This window comes from Aldersonia sp. NBC_00410 (genome assembly GCF_026342035.1).
Taxonomy (GTDB): domain Bacteria; phylum Actinomycetota; class Actinomycetes; order Mycobacteriales; family Mycobacteriaceae; genus Aldersonia.
In genome coordinates, this window is the sequence record NZ_JAPENM010000002.1 from 210,311 (window position 1) to 230,435 (window position 20,125).

Below are 20,125 nucleotides of genomic sequence, written 5' to 3' on the forward strand. Positions count from 1 at the left end.
TAGAATACGATTAGTGCATGTTGATCGGGTACGCACGCTGTTCGTCGTCCACGGACGACGAACAGGGCCGCGCGATCAGCTGCGAGTCGTAGGCGTGGCCGATGACTCCATTCATGTAGATCACGGGCTGATAGGCACGGACAGACCCCGACCAGCGTTAACCGCGGCCATGTCGGCCTTGTCCGCTCGGGACACCTTGGTCGTCACCTCGCTGGACCGGGTGGCCCGCTCGGTCGCCGATCAGCGCGAACGCCACCGATCTCGAGGCCCGCGATGTGCTGTTGATGTTCGACGGCACTGTCCACGACCCGCGGGAGCCTATCGGGCGAACGGTGTTCGCGATGTTGTCGACCACCTTCGCGGAGTTCGAGTCCGGCCTGATTCGTCTGCGCACGATGGAGAGCAACGCCCGCCGTACGGCTGCAGGCGGTGTCTCCGGCCGCAAACCACTCCTCAACCCTCCACAACAATCGGACTCTACGACCCCAGTCGGAAGAAAGGCTCGACACAGCTGACCGTCGAGATCACGGTGGCAGCGGTTTGGCCTGCCGGTTTCTGGCCGCTCAGCGCCCATTTGCAGCACTATATCCGGGCCGTAAGCGGCGCGTGTGGCCTACGTACGCAGTGTGAAGACCGCCTCCGCGCAGCAGTCGGCGCCGGTTGATCCATGCCCGGCCCGGCCTTGTGCCGCGTCGTCCGCGCTGGCTGCGAGAAGGTCGCACGGCGGACCTCGTCGAGGGCGCGTTGAGCTTTTACGCCGCCTATCCCGACATCTTCCGGCTAGGCGACGGAGGAATGCCCTGTTGGTCTTGTGCGCGCTTCATAAGGATTGCGCGCTTCCACTCATCCTCGTGCAGTTCTTGATACGGCAACTCGCGACGATCCCTTAGAAACGTCCGGCGCTGGAGACAGAACGTTGTGCCGAGATTGGTTGAAGCGTCCCACCAAAAGATGGCACCAACGGGACCATTCTGAACCTCGGCGCATACTGCGATCAGCGGACCCGCTTCGGGAGCCGCCGGTGTATACATGCGGTTCGCGAATGGGTAGTGCCCATCTACCCCCGCACGCCGAAATTGATCGTAGTTTGAGAAGTCCTTGTAGAGCAGGATCACACCGTTCGGCATGACAGGTGCGCCGTTCATGAAGTCGATCATCTGTTGCGGGACGGCGAAGCCCATCTCGGCAATGCGACAGCCGATATTTTTGACGTAGTAACGTGCCAGCTTCATCTCACCGTCTGGATCCGCGTGGAAGATGTCGCTCATGTCGAATTCTGCCCGATGGCGGAAGTACTCGGGATCGTTCCAAACTTTCTGAACGAAAGCGTCAAATGCTTCGTCAAACGGCTTGCTGCGGGCATTGTTGCATTTCGCGCAGAGAATCTTCGGAAAGAGCATCGGCTTCGCCTTCACGCCATTCAAGCGCGTAGGGTGCTCGCCTTCTTTGCCGCTCAGCATCAGGTGGTCTGAAGTCTCGAACATCTTTCGGAGCTGAGACGCCTTGACTCGGTGCTCGCGGGAATCGGCTCCAGCACTGCACCACCAGCAAATCGGCTCAACCTGTCCAAAACTCACATCGCGATCCTACGGGTGGTCACCGACAACGCTGTGCTCCCGTATGTAGCACAGGGGTAACAGGCGACCTACGCCGCGATTTGGGTGACAGAGGAAACACTGTTCTACGTGCGGTGAGGTGAGGGCGGACCGTGCACCCGCGTGATGTCTCAGCTCCACACGTCATGGCGCGTGCGCGACCAGCTCGGGTCTGTCCCACGCCGGGTGCGTGGCGACGCGGCGTCGTTCCCGCAGCAAGCTTCTCGACTCACCACAGGACCTCGCGCAGCACTGCCGGCTCAAAGCAGATCGACCGGTTCTCGAACATCACCGGCCTCCTGCGCGTGGTGGGCGATCGAGTCCCGTGCGGCCGAGGCGATTCCCAGGGCCGGGCGTAACCGTCGCCCGACCCGCGCGTCCTCAACAGATGTCGAACAAACCAAGTTTCGATTCGTCGCGAGGCAGGGCCCCTGTCTCTAGCCACTCCGCGCGCGGCGATGACTGGGTCACGAGCCGTTGTCGAGTCAACCCCAAGGGCGACAGGTGGATGTCGACCGAATCCCGGCGACCGTCTCGGACAGCATGCTTCCCATTCCGAGACAAGCCCTCCCGGACCGCCGCAGCCTGAACGCCACACTGCAGGTTTCGCACATCTCCCCCGCCTCCCGTAAGGCGCGGCTGACCACTCTCGGTCGCCCGCGCACTCGGGTTCACGAGTTGGAGATGGAGGGGATTTGCGAGGGGCGCAATGCTACCGACCAGTGATTATGGCGTAATTTCCGTTACCGGTACTCACAAATCGAACGCATGTTCGGAACCTGCTAGGTTGGGAGCGCGACGGCCCGGGCGGCGGCACTCACGCCGCCGGAAGCGCACGGGCCGACGCGCCACCTTCACACGAAGCATCCCAGCCGCGAGTTCGTGCGCGACGCGGGCTCGATCGCTGGCCTCGAGCACCCCAGCATGGCGGTGGTCCGTGCCCGACGGCAGCTTTGGATCGCCACATGGCCACCGTCGTCCTGGCACTGCGGGCGCGGGCGCTGAGAGGTTAGATCACGAGCGCGGGAACATGCTGTCAAAAATCTCGGGTCCACAAGTTCAAAAAATGGACCCGGACCCACCCGACCGTGCCGGGCGCTCGCTCACAGCCGAATACCGGATTTGCCGTCGCGCCACCCAATCCGATGCCGCTCAGGCCGACACGGCGCACTCACGAAAGATCGAGGCTAGCTCGACGGATATCGGTGGCGCGACGAAGAGTGAGGTAGTGCGATACTCACGTCACGGCCAGCTTGCTCGACCATACTTGACGCGACGAGTCCATGGAGAGGAGCGGCGATGGAACCGGTTTCCCTAGTGATCGCGGCGTTGGCGGCCGGCGCGACCACCGGAATTACAAACGTCGCCGGGACAGCGATCACCGAGGCCTACAACGCGCTGAAGAAGCTCATCGGCGGCAAACTCGCGGAAAAAGGCAAAGACCCGGCGGTGGTAAACGAGAAGGATCCCGAGAAGCTGAAGGTCGACCTCGGCGGTGAGCTCACCGATGCCGATATCGATGACACGATCCGCGTGGTAGCCACCGAACTGCTTAAGAACGCGGACCCTGCCGGCTCACAGGCCGGGAAATACGTTGTAACGGTCGAGAACTCGAAGGGCACGGTCGTCGGTGATCACGCCACCATCACCCAAACCTTCAACTGATGCGTTCGCCCCAGCGGGGGTCATCGTCAAGGACTCCAAAGGCACGCTCGTCGGCCAAGGCGTCGTCAACAACTACTGGAACGAACGCCCGCCCGTCACCTGGCCGCAACAGATCGGTGCGAGGCCACAACCGAAGGATTTTTACAAGCGTACGGCCTCAAGCGACTTCGAGATCAGCGGCTGGGGCAGGACGCTGATCGTCACCGGACTAGGCGGCGTCGGGAAGACGCAACTGGCGGCAGACTTCGCACAACGGGCCCAAACCGATGTGGATCTGTTGGTGTGGGTGGCCGCCGACAGTAGCGCAAGCCTTGTCGCGGTTTTCAGCGAAGCAGCCGATCGGTTGCAGCTCGACGGAGCTGACGCCGCAGCCACCGCACGGCGATTCGTCGTCTGGCTCGCCACCACAGAGCGACGCTGGCTCGTGGTGCTCGACGATCTCCAAGACCCGAAAGACATCGGAGACTGCTGGCCGCCGGAGCGGCCGAACGGGTGCACGGTCGTTACCACGCGGCGCCGCGATACCGCTCTGCTCTCGCTCGGTTCGCACGTCGAGGTGGGCGTGTTTACTGCCGACGAGGCGGAGGCATTCCTGCAAGACAAGTTGGGCCCGTCGAGTAGCGCGGCTCTGTTGGCGTCCGATCTCGGTTACCTGCCGCTGGCAATGGCCCACGCGGTGGCCTACATGCAAGATCTCGAGTTGACGTACGACGAGTACCGGTCACGGCTAGCTGACCGCACGCGTCGTCTCGAGGAACTGTTCAGCGACTTCAGTACCGGGTCCAGTCACGCACGTGTCGTCGCGAGCACCTGGCAGGTATCCATCGACGCAGCGAACGAGTCCCGCCCCAGCGGGATCGCCCGTCCCGTGCTCGAACTCGCCAGCCAACTGGACGCCAACGGGATTCCCACCCAGGTGTTCACGACCGGACCAGCACAGCAATGGATCTCGGGCCGTATCGGGGCGGCGGCCGGACAGACGCTACGGCCGACCGACTGCAACGACGCCCTGCAAGTGTTGGGTCGGTTCAACCTCGTAGTCAACGAGAAGACTGCGTCGCTGGCACGCGTCCACGCATTGGTACAGCGGGCAGTGCGCGAAAGCCTGCAAGCCGACGAACGTAGGGTCGCGCTGACCGCAGCCGACGCGCTCCTAACGGCGTGGCCCGAGATCGAAAAGGATCGCGGCCAAGCCGACTTGTTACGCACCAACGCATTCGCCCTCTACGACCATTGTCCCGACGCCCTGTGGAACGGCGAGGACAACCACCCGGTGTTGAACCGGGCCAACCGGAGCTTCGGCGACGGCGCGCTGATCGAGCACGCGATTCGCCATGCCCGTGACATGTGCGCCGAGTCCGAACGCCGTCTCGGCCGGAGGCATCGCTGTACGTTCCGCTGGCGTAGAGACCTCGCCGGCTGGCAGGGTGACGCCGGTAGCGGCAAAGAGGCGGTGGAGACGCTGAAAAGTGTTGTCGTAGATGCGGAAAGCCTTCTCGGCCCCCGCGACCCGGTGGTGCTTGAGGCCCGCTCGAGTTTGGCCTACCAGCGCGGCCAGGCCGGTGATCCCGCGGCCGCCGTGGCAGGCCTGCTCGCGGTCGCCGACGACATGGCGCGCGTCTTCGGTCCGCTGGACCGCAGCACGCTGAGCGCTGGGAACGAGGCAGGTTACTGGATAGGCAAGGGCGGGAACGCCGCTCAGGCGGTCGACTTCCTCAAACCCGTGCTGGCCGATGCGAAGACCGTGCTGGCGGCCGACGACCGGATGATGTTCGACATTCGACACAACCTCGGCTACTGGATCGGAGAAGCGGGCAAACCGGCGGAGTCCGTCACGGTGCTCCAAGCGGTCCTCGACGACGCCGAGAAAGCGTTGGGCCCACACCACCGTGACGTGTCCGGATACCGCAGCAATCTGGCATACATGCGCGGGCGCGCCGGCGACATCAAGGGTGCCATCGCCGCTCTGGAGGCCGTACTGGCCGAGCGCATCGACATGTTTGGCCTGTCTCACCGCAACACGCTGGCGAGTTGGTCGAGCTACCTGCAGTTTCGTATCCAACTCGGCGAGCATGGTGACGATGTCCTCGACGAGGCGACCCAGCTCGCCGGCATCTACACCGACGTACACGGTGCTACGCACCACGAAACGCTCAACGCTCGCGAGATATTGGGTTCGCTCCGGGGCACGCGCGGTGACGTAACCGGCGCCGTCGCCGATCTCGCGAATGTGCTCGCCGACCGTGAGAAGATGTTCCCCGGCGACACCCTGGGTATCGAGAAGACTCGCACAGAGCTCGACCGGTGGCGTGCGCTGGAGCCTTGAGTTTCGTTTCCGGGAGACTGAAGCCCCCCGAAAGTGGACAGTGGTTTACGCGGCCAATAGGGCCGCATCCAGCGACTTCTCGTACTCGACCGGGCTGAGCAGGGACAGCGCCACGGCCCTCGCCAACAATTTCCTCACGCTTCGCGTCCCCTTCAACTCCCCAGAACCGGTGTGATGACATACGGACGCGCGATCTCATCCCATCGCCGAAGCTCGCCAAACACGGTTGCGCATACGTCCCCGGCGAGTTGCACGATCGCACACCAGATCCGGTTCTCGTCGTCGCCGCCGTGCACCGCCTCGAGTCGAGCGCATCAACATTCGCCGGAAACCAAACCAGCCCACGAATACCACTCCGAACCCGATCAGGCCAGCACGTCCCCCAAGAAAGATCGAGGCTAGATGCGATTGCCCTTTTGCTGATTGCATCGTCGGCAGAGGAGTTGGAGGTTCCCTCGGTTGTCGCGCCACCCTGCGCGAACGGGATGATGTGGTCGAACTCAAGGTAGTTGTTGTCGTTGCATTGTCGGCATCGGCCGCTATCTCGTTGCCATACAGCAGATTTGACGTGCTGGGGAATAGAACGGGATGCTTGGGGGCCGCCCAGCAGCATTCGCCGGTCGATCCGCACCGCCGTATCCACGATGACCGCAAGCAATTCGGGGTCGCGTATCTGAAACGATCCCGCAAGAGATTGCGTGGTGGCTTCGAAGCTGACCTCAGACAAACCGACGCGCGTTACCCGATGAACCTTGGAGAGCGGTACTTCTCCACCGTTTTTGTGCGCAACGAACCGAATCTTCCGATTCGTGACGACGAGCTGCCCCGGCGACTGAACTGGGCCGGAACTAAGGCGTCGCCAACGAGTCGCACCTTCCGCAAAGTGACAAAGCTCGTCGATCGAGAGGTGCAGGGGCGATGTCACGGTCGGGATTGTCCCGAACCGGATGTTGTCGAGGTAGTTCCGTCTCACCAATTGCTCGAACAGCGGCCGAACGTCGTCCGGCTCGCATCTGAGTTCCGCTATGGCTTCCCGAAATGTCGCTACCTCGTCATCTGTAACCACGCCGTCGGCTTCCGCGAACGCAACGTAGCGGCGGAGGCCATCCAACGCGAACCGTTTGATGCGCTTCGCTGCATCCTCCGCGGGCACCCCACAGGTCGCGAGCCATTGATTGAGATCGGCCCATTCATCACTCAGCGGGCCAACTGTCCCCAGGATCTGCTTCGCACGCTCCGTATAGCGGTCGAGGGCCGTATGCGCGAACTCATGGCATCCGGGGCAATACGAACGTAGAAGTCTCGTCGGAGCGCCACACCTTCGACAACCATTCGTTCTCTGCACTGCGTCAGTGTGCATCGAGTGCTGCCGATCGGTGGATTCGCCCCCTCATACGAGAGGAGGTGATGCGCCCCGGGTTGTGCAAGATCGGTTTGCTCTTGGTCACGACGCCCGTCGAAGGAGCCGTGTCCGTGCCGAAGCGTTATCCCGAAGAAGTTCCGCCGCAAGGTGCTTGAGCTAGCTGAACGCGGCGCACCGCCGACAGCTAGCCGTTCTACCCGTGAGTTGTGAGCCTCAACCCCCGTCTTCGTCACGCCCGGCCGCAGTCGGGCCTACCAGGTAAAACCTCACAATGACTTATCGGGACTCGCCAACCCGGTCGGGGAAGGCGATCCTCGAACCCCAGCACTGCAGATTCACGGCCTGCCTCGTCCCCCACGAGGGCAGGCCGCTTCCATACCTCAGCGACTTCGAGGCTCGCCAACCGGCACGGGTCACCGATCTGCGGCTTCCAGACAGCCTCGCCACACGCGCGGCAGAAGTGCGTCCGGTGCCCGTTCCCGCAGCACTCCGGGACCGGCTCGATCCATCCGGTATCGGTGCGGATCAGGCTCGAGGTCATCGCTCAATGAGGGACTGTCCCTAGGCCGACGGTTTGAGTCCCTGGTAGATGATCGGAATCAGTTCCCCGAGCAGCTTCGACGACAGCTCCGGCTTGTTGAGGATCTGCGTGGACAAGTCCTCGGACGATGCCATCGCCCCAATAACCGCGCCGACGAACTCCCTCTGCAGGTCGGGGCTGGCCGAGAACTGGGCGAGGGTGTTGTTCTGGGCCTGCTCTTGCAGGGTGTCGCTTTCTTCGAGCCGGTCTTTGATTTGGGTTACGACGTTGCGCACGCTGGAGTCGGGGTGATCTCCGGAGAACAGGTCGTTGATCTGGGCGATGACCGCCTCGAGAGCCACCATTTCGGGGTCTTTGACGGTGCCGGTGCCGGCTTCCTTGGCCGGTTCCAGCGGTATGCCACCGGCGAGCTTGCCCGAGGTGGTGCCTTGCTCGCGTTGAGCCAGATACTCGAAGTCCACGGTCGACAAGTCGATCTCGTGGTGGAGCTGCTCGGCGGTGATTACCGGGGCCAGGTGGCGCAGATAGATCGACAGCATCTCCAGCGAAATGTCCTCGTAATTGACGATCTGGGATAGGAAGTCGTACTGGCGCAGGAACGTGCCGACGTCCTTCCGGAACATCACGAGTTCGTCCAGTGCTGCCGCATCGTTGGTATCCAGCGCGGTGCGTTCCCGGTCGCGGAAGCGGTCCCTGGCCGGCGTGACCCATTTCGTCAGGGCGTTATTGCCCTTGTTGGCGAGGTAGTCGGCGACCAGGCCCTCGACCTCGGACTCCTGATAGATCCCGGCGGCATCGAGCTTGTTCATGCTCTGGTGGACGATGTTCGGGTCGGTCACATCGGCCAGCGTGGTGGCCTCGTAGTACGGCTCGAACGCCTCCACGATCTCCTCGGCGGTGTTGGTGAAATCGAGCACGAAGGTCTGGTCCTTGCCCGGCGCGACGCGGTTGAGTCGCGACAAGGTCTGCACCGCCGCCACCCCGGACAGAGGCTTGTCGACATACATCGCCACCAGCAGCGGCTGATCGAACCCGGTCTGGAACTTGTTGGCCACCAGCATCACCTGGTACTCGTCGGTCGCGAAAGCATCACGCAGGTCGCGGCCCTTCAAACCGAGATTCATCGACGTCTCGGTCACCTTCTCCAGCGCGAACTCCTCGTCGGTGACCTCACCGGAGAACGCCACCAGCGCCGCGACGTCGGTGTACCCCTGCTCGTTGACGTACTTGTCGAACGCCAGTTTGTAGCGCACAGCCGCCTTGCGCGACGACGTCACCACCATCGCCTTGGCCCTGCCGTCCAGCCGCCAGCCGACGTTGTCGCGGAAGTGCTCGATGATGATCTGCACCTTCTGCGCAATGTTGGTCGGATGCAGCTTCACCCAGTTCATTACCGACTTGATCGCCGCGCTCTTGTCCACCAAGTCGGTACTGGTGACGCCGGACACCTGCACTGTGCCCGTAGCGGCGGTCTCCTCGGTTTCGAAAGTCTGCCCGTTGTGGGTGAGCCGGAACGCGGTCTTGTAAGGGGTGTAGTTCTTCAGCACATCGAGGATGAAACCCTCCTCGATGGCCTGCTGCATCGAGTACAGGTGAAACGGGCGCGGTGTCCCGTCGACGCCCTTGTGCCCGAACAGCTCCAGCGTCTTCGCCTTCGGAGTGGCGGTGAACGCGAAGAACGACAGATTCTTCGACTCGGCCCGCGCGGCCATCTCGGCCGCCAGCACGTCTTCGGCATCCACAGTGCCGCCGTCGTCGAGATCGCTCAGCTCCGTGGCCGTCAGGGCAGCTTTCAGCCGCTTCGATGCTTCCCCAGCCTGAGAGGAATGGGCCTCGTCCGCGATGATCGCGAAGGTTTTGCCCTTCAGGTCTGTTTGCGTGCGAATCAGCTCGAGCGCATAGGGGAAGGTCTGGATGGTGACGATGATGATCTTCGTCCCGCTGGTGAGCGCATCGGCCAGCTCCTGCGACTTGGCCCCGCCCAGACCGGCAATGTGGGCGACCACGCCGGGGGTGCGGTCGATCTGACGGATCGCCTCCTGCAACTGGGCATCGAGCACGTTGCGGTCGGTGATCACGACGACCGAATCGAACACCGCCTGGTTCGCCTTGTCGTGCAGCACCGAAAGCCGGTGCGTCAGCCACGAAATGCTATTCGTCTTCCCGCTGCCCGCCGAGTGCTGGATCAGGTACCGCTGCCCCGGTCCCTGCTCGCGGGCGGCTTCGACGAGTTGGGTGACCGCGTCCCATTGGTGATAGCGCGGGAACAGCATCGTCTGCTTGCGGATCTTCTTGTTGCTGACCAGGTCGACGGTGTCGTCGACCTGTAAGTGCATGAACCGCCCGAGGATGTCCAGCCATGTGTCACGCGCCAGGATCTCCCTCCACAGGTACGCCGTGGGTGAGCCGTCCGGGTTCGGCGGGTTCCCGGCGTGATGGTTGTTGCCCCGGTTGAACGGCAGGAAGAACGTGTCCTTGCCCGCCAGCTTGGTGGTCATCTGCACCTCGCTGTTGGACACCGCGAAATGCACAAGCGCCCGAGATCCGAACCCCAGCAGCGGCTCCCCCTTCGGGAGCCGGTCGAGTTTGTACTGCAAGACGGCGTCGGTGATGTTCTGGGTGAAGTCGGTCTTCAACTCCGCGGTCGCCACCGGGATGCCGTTGACGAAGAACACCAGGTCGATGCTGTTGGCGTTCTGCGTCGAGTAATGCACCTGCCGCATGACACGGAGCCGAACTGCACCGTACTTCTTGGCGGTCGTCTCGTTCAGCGATGTGTTGGGCCGAAACTGGCACATCTGGAACTGCGCATTGAGGTCCTTGAAACCCCGCCGCAGCACCGACAGGGTGCCGCCATTGGCTTTGGGATCAGCCCCCAGCGACTTCACCAAGGTGTTCAGCACACCGCGTTGGGCCTTCGCCAATGCGTCGCCAGTCAGGTCCGGCTTGACCCGCTTCGCCAACTGTTCCGGCTGGGTCTCGGATAGCCAGCCGAACACATCCTCCGGGAACAGTGCCAACTCCCGGTCGTATCCGGCATCGGTGAGCGAATACAACCAACCTTGCGCGGCTAGGTGCTCGCAGATTCCAGCCTCGAACGAAGACTCATGATGCTGCTGCGCCACCGCTAGGCCGCCGCTCGCACATCAATCTTGCCCGTCACCGCATCGGTGATCAATGCAGACCGATACTCCCGCAGGGTCTCGATCACCTCGGTGGCCTTGGCGATGAGCGCGTCGATGTTGCCGCATCGCTCATCAAGGAACTTCACGATCTCGCTCTGCTCATCGAGTGGCGGAAGTGCGAGGACGATTCGCACCATCCGCGTAAGGCCCAAATCTTGATTGGTAGCGCCACGTGTGTAGAGCTGGGACTGCTCGTAGCAGGCACTGCTGTTAAGGGCATAGGCCAGGTAGTCGGGTGTGACTAGACCCTGGCGGAGCTTCAGCACCGCAACGTGAACCCATACTTGGAATCGTTGAGTGAGGTCAACAGCTCGTGCGACCCCCGTCGTCCCACCTTTGGTGTACAGGACATCTCCGACCTCAGGAACCACCCGCCGGGAGAACTCCTTGTAGTCGTCTTCGGAAATATACTTCGCGTCTTCGAGAAACCAACCGTCCACCTTGACGTTTCGCGCAGATAGGAACATCACCCCATCATCGACGTAGGACGGCGAGAAATGTGGACCATCAGAAATCGACCGGCACAAACGTCCTAGGCGTGTCGCCGTCCAGTGAGCAGGGATCTCCCCGATCCACTCAAGCTCGGACGCCTTCATCAACACTCGGCTGTCGAGGCCCGTTGTGACGGCGCGGGTGATGGTGGCCGTGCGGTCCTCGCGCACAGTGGCGATGAGCTGCGCCTGCTTGGCGATCAGTGCATCGATCTTGGCGGTCTCGCGGTCGAGAAATCGCGAAATCTCTTCCTGCTCTGTAGGAGGCGGGAGTGGAACCGGCACTTGTGCGAAGTGCTCGACTCCGAGGGACTGGCCATCACGGAGCTGATTGGAAGTGCTTCGCAATTCTTGGATGAATCCATCAGACTTGAGCAGGTAGACGAAATAGCGTTCCACTACTCGTCGTCGCGGGGTCAACACGGTGTAAGCAGGGCTGATCTTTCCCGGTGCAGCACTCCATTCGATGCCGCCTTGGAAACTTCGGAGACTAATGACGAAATCGCCGGCAGACACATGTTTGAGTCCAGCCTGCCCCTCAATAACCTGAACGACTCTCGTCCCACGCGACGCCATGTACTCGTCCTGGTACACCACGCCATCACTTTGTGACGCAGTGAGCTGCCGGTCGCCCTCACGTGCAGGCTCCCGATGGAGCGTAAACAGAGTCTTTGGATTGCGGACCTCCCAGTGCGTGGGAACGTCACGGAGCCACTGCACCGCCGAGGGCGTGCAGTCCCGGTACGCAGGCCAACTCATGCGCCTACCTCGGAAAGCATGGCTTGGATCTCAGCCACGAGAACCCGGAGATCCTTCTGGATCTCTTCAAGTGGCCTCGGTGGCACATAGCGGTAGAAGTGGCGGGTGAACGGAATCTCGTAACCGATTTTGGTCTTTTCATGGTCGATCCAGGCATCGGGAACGTGCGGTAGTACCTCCCGGGCGAAATACTCATCAATGTCCTCGGTGAGCGGGATATTTTCGGTGTCGCGCAGGGATGGGTCGGGTTCAGCGTCGCCCTTCGAGTTCGTGACGATGATGGCTTCGTCGTCGTGCTCGCCAATTGTTGACCAGATCGTCTTCACCAGGGGGGCAGGAGGTTTCGGCAACCCTGCGTTTCGCAGTGCGTCCTTGAGTTCGGTAATGAAGTCGTTGCGAGCCTTCCACTCCCACCCGATCAGCCCGGTCAGCGCCTGGCGGATCGCGGCCTGCTCACTTGGCTTGAGCCGCTCGATGCTTTTCTGGGCCAGGACTTCGTCGATCTTGTCCTCGGTGGGGGTGAATCGCAGTTGCAATGGACGCTCGACGGTGATGGTGGAGTAACCGAACTCCTCACCCTTGAACACCTTCGAGACGGCAGGGTGCTCGTCGGTGTCGTGTTCATTGCGGAAGCCGTCGTAGCGGCGGCAGATCCGCTCGATGTCATCGGGGCGTAGTTCTTTGCGCTTGGATCCGAGGGACTTGCGCATCTTGCCGAACATGTTGACGCCGTTGATGAGCTGGACCTTGCCCTTTCGCTTTGCGGGCTTGTTGTTGTCCAGAACCCAGACGTAGGTCGAGATCCCGGTGTTGTAGAACATGTCGGTCGGCAGCGCGATTATCGAGTCGAGCAGGTCGTTCTCGATGATCCACTGCCGAATGTTGGACTCACCCGACCCCGCGCCGCCGGTGAAAAGCGGTGAGCCATTGAGAACGATGGCCAGGCGGCTGCCGCCCTCGCCGTTCTTGACGGGCTGCATCTTGGAGATCAAGTGCAGCAGGAACAGCAGCGACCCGTCCGAGACCCGTGGAAGGCCGGGACCGAAGCGTCCCGCGAAGCCGCGCTGCTCATGTTCGTCGTTCACTGTCTTCTGTTGGGTGTTCCAGGCGACGCCGAACGGCGGATTGGACAGCAGGAAGTCGAAACGCTTGTTGCGGAAACCGTCATCGGTGAGGGTGTCGCCGAGGTAGATGTTGTCGACGTCCTGGCCCTTGACGATCATGTCCGACTTGCACATCGCGTAGGACCGGGGGTTGACGTCCTGGCCATAGAGCACCGGGCGGGCCTTGGGGTTCATGTCGACCAGATGGTCGTAGGCGGTGGAAAGCATCCCGCCGGTTCCGGCGGCGGGGTCATAGATGGTGCGCACGGTGCCGGGCTTGGTCAGCACCTCGTCTTGGGTGTGGAACAGGATGTCCACCATCAGGGCGATGACTTCGCGTGGGGTGAAGTGATCACCGGCCTGTGCGTTGTTGGACTCGGCGAACTTGCGGATCAGCTCTTCGAAGATGTAGCCCATGTCGTGCTGGGTGACGACGTTGGGGTGCAGGTCGATGGCGGCGAACTCTTTGACGATCAGGTACAGCCGGTCGGACTTGGCCAGGTTGGCGATCTCGTCGAGCATCCCGAATCCGTCGAACACGTCGCGCACGTTCGGGGAGAAGTGCTCGATGTAGTCGATCAGGTTGTCGCCCACGCCCTCCGGGTCGCCGATCAGGGAGGCGAAACTCCAGCGGGAGGTGTTGTAGAACGGCAGCTTGAACTTGGCCTTCAGCAGCACGTCGGGGTCGACCTTGGTCGCGGAGAGCCTCTTGTACTCGGTAAGCACCTCATCCTTGGTAGGTTCCAGGATGCAGTCAAGCCGGCGCAGGATCGTGAACGGCAGAATAACGTCGCCGTACTGATTCGGCTGGTACGGCCCGCGCAGCAGGTCGGCGATCTTCCAGATCAGGTTGGCATTGGTCTGCGCCATGGTGCCGGTGGTCTCCTTGTTCTTGTTGGTATAGGTGGAAGTTACCCCGGACGTCCTTCGGAGCACGCTAAGACGCCCGGATCGCAGAGCCGATGCGCGATGACGAGCAGCTCCGCAGACAAGACATCATTGCCGACCGCCGTGGCAGGCTCGACTATTGACCTACGCCGACGGCAATACGCGAGGATGGGACGACGGAACATGATCTGCTACCACACCACCGATGCAGCCGAGGCGATCCTCCGCCACGGCTTCAAAGGCACCACCGGGTCGTACATGGTGGCCACCCTCGAACTGACGGGCGTATTTCTCGGCGATTCGCTGATGAACATTAACGAAGGCGCAACAGGTGACCAGGTTCTCAGGGTCGAACTCCCGGACGACGCCGACCTCGGTGAGTTCGGGTTGGTCGAGGAGAACACGCCGTACCGCGAAATGGTGCGTACCTGCCGCGTTGATCAATGCACGCGCCAACGTGACATTGATGACCGAGGGCGAGATTGACGAGCTTGCCAGACAACGGTTTCTGGAGCGTCTGGAACGGAACCGCGATAATCGCCGGCAATGACAGTCACCACATGTCCGCAGGGCAACGAGTTGCCGGGGACCGCTGGGCGGCTCGGAACGACAATCCTTGCTTCCGCCCTCTTCACACTTGGTCTCGCCGTGGCGATCACCCGGATCACGAAATGCTACTTGGGGCGCTCTCGCGAAAGCAGGCGGGATGATCAGGGCCAAACGTGATTTGTGCATCGGGCACGGATCAGTGTCCCCGCATAACACCGGCACCATCACCCGCGACGACCTGGCGAAACGCCCGCAAATGGGCGGCCGCCAATCGCACCACCCGCACCGGCACGCGGCTACGTGCCCTGCGATGCAGCACCTGAGCCGCCCACGCCATACGGCGCCGCAGCTTAGTCACCCCGCGCCGAACACGCGCGATCATCGCAGTACCCGTGTTGCTCGTCGCGCTCCTGGCCCTAGACACCGCACTCGCGCAGTCCACGCCTTCACTCGCCTCGCGCTTCCTCCTCGCCGGCATCGTCGCGGCCGGCTTCGTGGCGAGGCGGACGACGACCACCGCATCAGCGGTCCTCACCAACCACGAACCAGGGGGTCCGCACCAGCGGACCGGACGATCACCGTGGTCCGCAGTCACGGCTGCATCGAAGCCATCGGCTGGGCCTACCTACGAAAACCATCGGCTTCGGGATCAGTGACTCCGTCACCAAGTTGGTGGAGCAGTTCGCCGCACAACAAACATCATGGCTCAAGTCGCTGGGGCCAGCCCTGTGAGCAATTGGGGAAGAGCTTCTACTCGCCCAACCTTCGCGAGGTCGAAGACCTCGAGTTCGAGGATGTCGAGAAGGTAGTCATGGTCGACGGCATCGCGCTCTACGGCGTCCCTCGGACCTCCACAGCGGAGGCACTCATCCGTGCTCAGAGTGCGGCCAAGCGCGCGAAATTTTTGGGCGTCGTGGAAAGCAAATCGCAACATCAACCCTCAGCTGTCCTGCGACGTGTCGGGCTGGTTCAGTACACTTGGCGCGATCGGCTCAACAGCGTCATGACCAGGATATGGAGGCGCAATGCAAATCACCGTCCTTGCTGACCGTCGTTATCCTAGTTCCACGGGGACGAAGCGTATAGTGCTACGGCCAGACAATTGGAATGACTTCGGATTTACGACACTCTATGATTTGTACTATGATTCAGGCCAACATATCGTCGACCTAGGTGGCGTGAAGATAGGCTACGTCGGAATTGTAACGCTAACTAGGCCGTTAGAGCCTGGGCGGCACGGACCCCTCGGCAACAATTACTTTTCCGTTGGGCAAGACGATTCGTACTACCGAAGAATTCAAGAACTGGGTCCCTTAATTCGGGAAGATATTCTCACATCACTCCGCGACATCGCGATCGATCACGATTCCTTTTCTGTTGCTGAGTCAGAACCCGTCACTGAAACGTCGCTATTCCGTTCGATAAACGCGCGCATGGTCACCGGCCAGTTTCGGAGGATTGCGCGCGGAGGGAGTCACCTGGTCTCCTACCAATTCCAATATCACCTGCCTCAGCAGGATCATTTTGGACGTCACCCCATCCTTGACTTTACGGTCATTCCGGACTCCCATCCGCCCACGAATCTACATGTCCTAATAGGCCGAAATGGCGTCGGAAAGACGACATTACTTCGCAACCTCGTGAGATCACTCGTGACAGACGGTGCCGATAGATCAACCGGCAGTGTGAAAAGTCTCGACGGTACCGGGATCCCATTTGTCAACATGGTTATGATAGCTTTCAGCGCTTTTGACCCGTTTCATGAGTTCGAAAAAAACGATGATGCAGCCTCGAAGATCGAATTCTCGCATGTCGGCTTGACATCGCGCATTGGGCGCAAGGACGAAGAATCGCAGGACAGTCGAAAGCCTGGATACTCTCTGGATTCCCAATTTGTATCTAGCCTCAGGATTGTCCTGGCATCAACTACCAAGAAGGACCGTTGGTTAAGCGCGATTGAAACTCTCGAAAACGACCCTCTGTTCGAATCATACGACATCGGACAGCTCGCTAACTTTACGGCGCCAAAATCGCCAGGACATTCGACGAAACCACCCACCGAGAACCCAGCTCAAGAAACATTCAATACACTCAGTTCGGGCCACAAGATCGTGTTGCTTACGATCACCCGAGTTGTCGAAAAGGTATCCGAGCGAACACTTGTGTTGTTGGACGAACCGGAATCGCACTTGCATCCGCCATTGCTAGCCGCGTTGCTTCGCGCATTGTCCGACTTGTTGACCGAGCGCAACGGTGTAGCCTTCATAGCTACGCATTCCCCGGTGGTACTACAAGAAGTTCCGAGTCGGTGCGTTTGGGTTCTCCGGCGGCATGGAGACATATCCAACGCCGAGAGGCCACAAACTGAAACATTCGGTGAAAATGTAGGCATCCTGACACACGACGTTTTCGGCCTTGAAATCGAGGGCTCTGGATTCCATCGCGACATTCGTGAAGCCGTTAGCGATGCTGCAACATATCAGGATGTGCTCGAGCGCTTCGAACACCAGCTAGGAAGCGAAGCCAGAGGTCTAGCTCGTATCTTGATGACCGAAAAGGATCTGACGGGCGAAATTCCCTGATGCTGATCCTCAAGCGCCCGCCTCTCAAAACGAATGATGTTTTTAAAGCATGCATCGCTGGCCTCGTCGACGCTGGAATCAAGCGAGACATGCAGGAGTATGCGCCGAGAATTTCTTCTGCGGAAGAAAAGTTCGAGGCCGCCATTGCAGTTCATGAGCTTCATAAGCTAGACACCAACGACTTCGCCGCAGATCCGTTCAACGATCCCACCTATATTGTTAACAATCTCTATACATGCGGGCTTGTCGGCAGAAGGGCCGGCCGCGAATACTACGACAAGTTAATGTCGATTTCAAAGCTCGACCGGTGCCCTGTATGCGGATTTGGAGTCGTGAAAACCCTTGAGCATCATCTTCCGAAACAAAAGTATCCCGCGCTGTGCATTACTGTCGGGAATTTGTTTCCGGTGTGCTCAGATTGCAATAAAGAGAAGCGGGATACGGTACCCCAGTCGGCAGTCGACCAAACCTTTCACCCCTACTACGACACAGTCGACGATGACGAGTGGCTTCACGCTGAACTAATCGAAGACTCGCCAGCATTTCTGAGGTTCTCTGTTGAGCCTCCCGAATCGTGGGACCATGTGACCGTTGCACGCGTCAAACGAAGTTTTGAAGTCTACAAATTATCACGTCGGTACTCTGTCCAGGCGAACCGGGTCATCAGTGGGTTACGCGGCAAGGTGACGCGACTCGTCGAGTCGGTTGGGCCCATCGGTGTTCGAAACGACCTGAGCGAGATGGCACTGAGTCACAGATCAGACATGCGCAATGGTTATGAAGGAGTGACATATTCTACGCTGGCCAACAGCGACTGGTTTTGCAGTGGAGGGGCATACTCGCCGTGATATAACGCTCTCACAATCCCTGTGCCTAACCTCGTCTTTCGCCCGTCGGCTGTGTTGGCGATCTATTTTCGGATTTGTCTGCCTGAGTTTGCGTTTCGCGGATGGCCGCGCGGGGACGCCCCAGTGTGTCGCTTGCCAGGGTGAAGGGGCCACTATTTTACCATAGGCGTGGGAACGGGCTTGCCCGGTCGCGGGGCCGTGTGCTGATGGTGGCCCGTGGTGCGGGGGTTCGTCAATTCCCGGTTGTGCTGTTCGTCGTGGTGGCGATAATGGGCTTCTGCCGTTGCCGGTAGGAGGGTCCTTCGATGATCAGGTCGAACGCCGCCGATTGCAGCCGGTCGATCGCTGATTGCGCGAGCAGCGGGTCGGCCATCATGGCGAGCAGTTCAACTGCAACTGCCACAGGTTCGGCTCGCGGGAAACGTACTGCTAGCAGCACGTTTGGGGGTCTCGTAGGTTCGTTGTTTTCGAGGTGTGATCGTGCTCGTGTCGGCGCCACCTTTATGGGCAAGGTAGTTCTAACGTGTGCGGCGTGATTCGCGCATTGCGTGTGGTGCAGGGCAGGACGGTAGAGACGGATGCGGCGCCGACCGATCCGGTGTTGTTCCAGCTCGACTGCGTGGAGGCGTTCGTGACCTCGCGGGTGGTGCGGGGTTTCAGCGCGGTGACCATCGAGAACGAGACCGGCGTGCTCGGCAGCTCGAACCGGACGCATCGCAACGCACTCGTCTACCTCGCCGCCGACGAGGCCCGGCTCGTCGAGGAGCTCGACAATTCGACACGTGACTATCTCGGCTGGACGCATGTCTAGCCAACGAGACGGACCTCGATCTGATCCAGAACCAGAAGAACCAGGCGTCGCAACGGGCGGCTCAGGCCGACTGGACGGTCACCGCCCGTTTACTGCAGAGCTTCACGTGGGCGTTGGTTCCCGCGCAGCCCGACCCGGGCGCGCCTTTCCTGATCAAGGAGACCAAAGTCGAGGGCCAGTCCGACACTCTCGCAGAGCGCGTTTCGCGACGCCTGGGCAACGACGGTGACCTGACGACGCGGCAAGACGCGGCGACGATCCGTCTCGCGATCGGCAAGATCCCGCAGATCTGGAAGGACGGCCACGTCTCGTTGGGTTCGTTGTGGGGGCTGTACTCGCAATACCCCTACATGCCGCGCCTGCGCGATCGGTGCGTTCATGACGCGGGAATCCATGACCTGCCGATGATTTGGCAGACGGACGCATTCGCCCTCGCAGTTGGCTACGACGAGGCCGCCGTCCGGTACGTCGGTCTCTGGACGCCGGAGGACAAGGAGAGTACACCGGTCGCAACCGACTCGCTCCTTCTTGTCCGTCCCGACATCGCGGAGCAGCAGCGCTCAGCCGAACCCGGCCCCCCGCCCGGGCCCGCGGCCGGGTCCCGGCCCGTCGCCGGGTCCGGGTCCGAGGGTCGACATCGTCTGGCCGACACGCTTTTACGGGGTGAAGACCCTCAATTCCGACAAGATCGGCGCTGGAGTTCAAAATGTTGTCGACGAGGTGCTCGCCCACCTTCGTTCCGGCGAGAACACCAGCGTGACAGTGCGAATCGAAATCGAGGCGACCGACTCCCAAGGCTTCAACGAGAGCCGCGTACGAACGGTCTCCGAGAACGCGAGGACACTCAAGTTCGACCAGTCCGGATCGACGAAAGCTGAGTCATCGGAACGCGACGGGGTTGGAACTGATCACTGTCATCGGCCGCCGCTGATCAGCCAGACCGGCACCGGTCGGCACCGATCAGCCACCGCAGCCGTCTCACGTCCACACGATGAACAAGCTGTTTGCACGGCCACACACCATCACGTGCTTGCCAGAACCGAGGCCGCGCTAAACCCAGACGTTCAACATCCGACCACCTGTCACTGAGGTGTAAATGCACCCGTGTCGGGTCAATACCCCCTTCGGCACCGGCCATCCGGACTCCCACGCACGGCGCTGCGTCGCGAGCGGACCCGAAGGTTCCAACGCACATCCAGATCGCCCGGGAACCGACCACGCCGTCGGTCCGTCCAAGTAAGTGTCCGGGCCTCCACTCTCCGTTCTTCCCGAAGGCCCGGACACCCCGAACGCCGTCCCGGCGATCGGGACGGGCCCGGGTTCGAAAGCAGTGCAACACCGCTCGACTCGCCACGCCGCCTTCATGGCGGCGCTCGAACCCGCTGGACGTCGCTATCTGTCGTCCAGGTTTCGAATCCT

Annotated in this window: 13 protein-coding genes and 2 pseudogenes; 9 read left to right on the forward strand and 6 right to left on the reverse strand. The window is 61.1% G+C overall.

Annotation, left to right across the window (positions count from 1 at the left end; genetic code table 11):
* Nucleotides 1-94: 94 nt before the first annotated feature.
* Complete coding sequence (locus OG921_RS04665; RefSeq protein ID WP_266111613.1) at nt 95-664, forward strand: recombinase family protein; 570 nt, start codon at nt 95-97, stop codon at nt 662-664.
* 97 nt (nt 665-761) lie between these two features.
* Here OG921_RS04665 and OG921_RS04670 read toward each other — a convergent pair whose 3' ends face one another.
* Nucleotides 762-1,577, reverse strand: coding sequence for a hypothetical protein (locus OG921_RS04670; RefSeq protein WP_266111210.1), 816 nt, complete (start codon nt 1,575-1,577; stop codon nt 762-764).
* A gap of 1,317 nt (nt 1,578-2,894) precedes the next feature.
* Between OG921_RS04670 and OG921_RS04675 the strand changes: the two genes are divergently transcribed.
* Nucleotides 2,895-3,260, forward strand: a complete 366-nt coding sequence (locus OG921_RS04675) for a hypothetical protein (RefSeq protein WP_266111211.1) — start codon at nt 2,895-2,897, stop codon at nt 3,258-3,260.
* Nucleotides 3,226-5,586 (forward strand): tetratricopeptide repeat protein, encoded by a 2,361-nt coding sequence (locus OG921_RS04680; protein ID WP_266111212.1) that lies wholly within the window; start codon nt 3,226-3,228, stop codon nt 5,584-5,586. The genes OG921_RS04675 and OG921_RS04680 overlap by 35 nt, the downstream gene beginning before the upstream one ends.
* Before the next feature lie 398 nt (nt 5,587-5,984).
* On the opposite strand, the pseudogene OG921_RS26670 reads toward OG921_RS04680, so the two are convergent.
* Nucleotides 5,985-6,059 (reverse strand): annotated as a pseudogene (locus tag OG921_RS26670) (HNH endonuclease); the annotation flags it as partial.
* Between the two features lie 17 nt (nt 6,060-6,076).
* On the opposite strand from OG921_RS26670, the gene OG921_RS04685 reads away from it, so the two are divergent.
* Nucleotides 6,077-6,883: a hypothetical protein gene (locus tag OG921_RS04685; RefSeq protein ID WP_266111213.1), complete on the forward strand. Its 807-nt coding sequence runs from the start codon at nt 6,077-6,079 to the stop codon at nt 6,881-6,883.
* Between the two features lie 627 nt (nt 6,884-7,510).
* Here OG921_RS04685 and OG921_RS04690 read toward each other — a convergent pair.
* Genes OG921_RS04690 through OG921_RS04700 form a run of 3 tightly spaced genes read right to left on the reverse strand, consistent with a single transcriptional unit; the run spans nt 7,511 to nt 13,898 of the window.
* On the reverse strand, nt 7,511-10,615 hold the full coding sequence (locus OG921_RS04690) for a type I restriction endonuclease subunit R (RefSeq protein ID WP_266111214.1): 3,105 nt from the start codon (nt 10,613-10,615) through the stop codon (nt 7,511-7,513).
* Between the two features lie 2 nt (nt 10,616-10,617).
* Entirely contained in the window at nt 10,618-11,925 is a 1,308-nt protein-coding gene (locus tag OG921_RS04695) for a restriction endonuclease subunit S (protein ID WP_323182686.1), read from the reverse strand.
* Nucleotides 11,922-13,898: a class I SAM-dependent DNA methyltransferase gene (locus OG921_RS04700; protein WP_266111216.1), complete on the reverse strand. Its 1,977-nt coding sequence runs from the start codon at nt 13,896-13,898 to the stop codon at nt 11,922-11,924. Before OG921_RS04700 ends, OG921_RS04695 begins: the two co-directional genes overlap by 4 nt.
* Nucleotides 13,899-14,099: 201 nt before the next feature.
* On the opposite strand from OG921_RS04700, the gene OG921_RS04705 reads away from it, so the two are divergent.
* The 3 genes from OG921_RS04705 to OG921_RS04715 all read left to right on the forward strand — a co-directional run bounded on the left by OG921_RS04705 (nt 14,100) and on the right by OG921_RS04715 (nt 17,895).
* Entirely contained in the window at nt 14,100-14,402 is a 303-nt protein-coding gene (locus OG921_RS04705; RefSeq protein ID WP_266111217.1) for a hypothetical protein, read from the forward strand.
* Nucleotides 14,403-15,490: 1,088 nt separating this feature from the next.
* A complete protein-coding gene (locus tag OG921_RS04710; protein WP_266111218.1) occupies nt 15,491-17,047 on the forward strand; it encodes an AAA family ATPase in 1,557 nt (518 codons plus the stop codon).
* Nucleotides 17,047-17,895 (forward strand): hypothetical protein, encoded by an 849-nt coding sequence (locus OG921_RS04715; RefSeq protein ID WP_266111219.1) that lies wholly within the window; start codon nt 17,047-17,049, stop codon nt 17,893-17,895. The genes OG921_RS04710 and OG921_RS04715 overlap by 1 nt, the downstream gene beginning before the upstream one ends.
* A gap of 232 nt (nt 17,896-18,127) precedes the next feature.
* On the opposite strand, the pseudogene OG921_RS04720 reads toward OG921_RS04715, so the two are convergent.
* A pseudogene (locus OG921_RS04720) lies at nt 18,128-18,283 on the reverse strand (ATP-binding protein); the annotation flags it as partial.
* Between the two features lie 144 nt (nt 18,284-18,427).
* Between OG921_RS04720 and OG921_RS04725 the strand changes: the two are divergent.
* Both OG921_RS04725 and OG921_RS04730 read left to right on the forward strand, forming a co-directional pair.
* On the forward strand, nt 18,428-18,706 hold the full coding sequence (locus tag OG921_RS04725; protein ID WP_266111220.1) for a hypothetical protein: 279 nt from the start codon (nt 18,428-18,430) through the stop codon (nt 18,704-18,706).
* A gap of 663 nt (nt 18,707-19,369) precedes the next feature.
* Nucleotides 19,370-19,795, forward strand: a complete 426-nt coding sequence (locus OG921_RS04730) for a hypothetical protein (RefSeq protein ID WP_266111221.1) — start codon at nt 19,370-19,372, stop codon at nt 19,793-19,795.
* Nucleotides 19,796-20,125 lie beyond the last annotated feature (330 nt).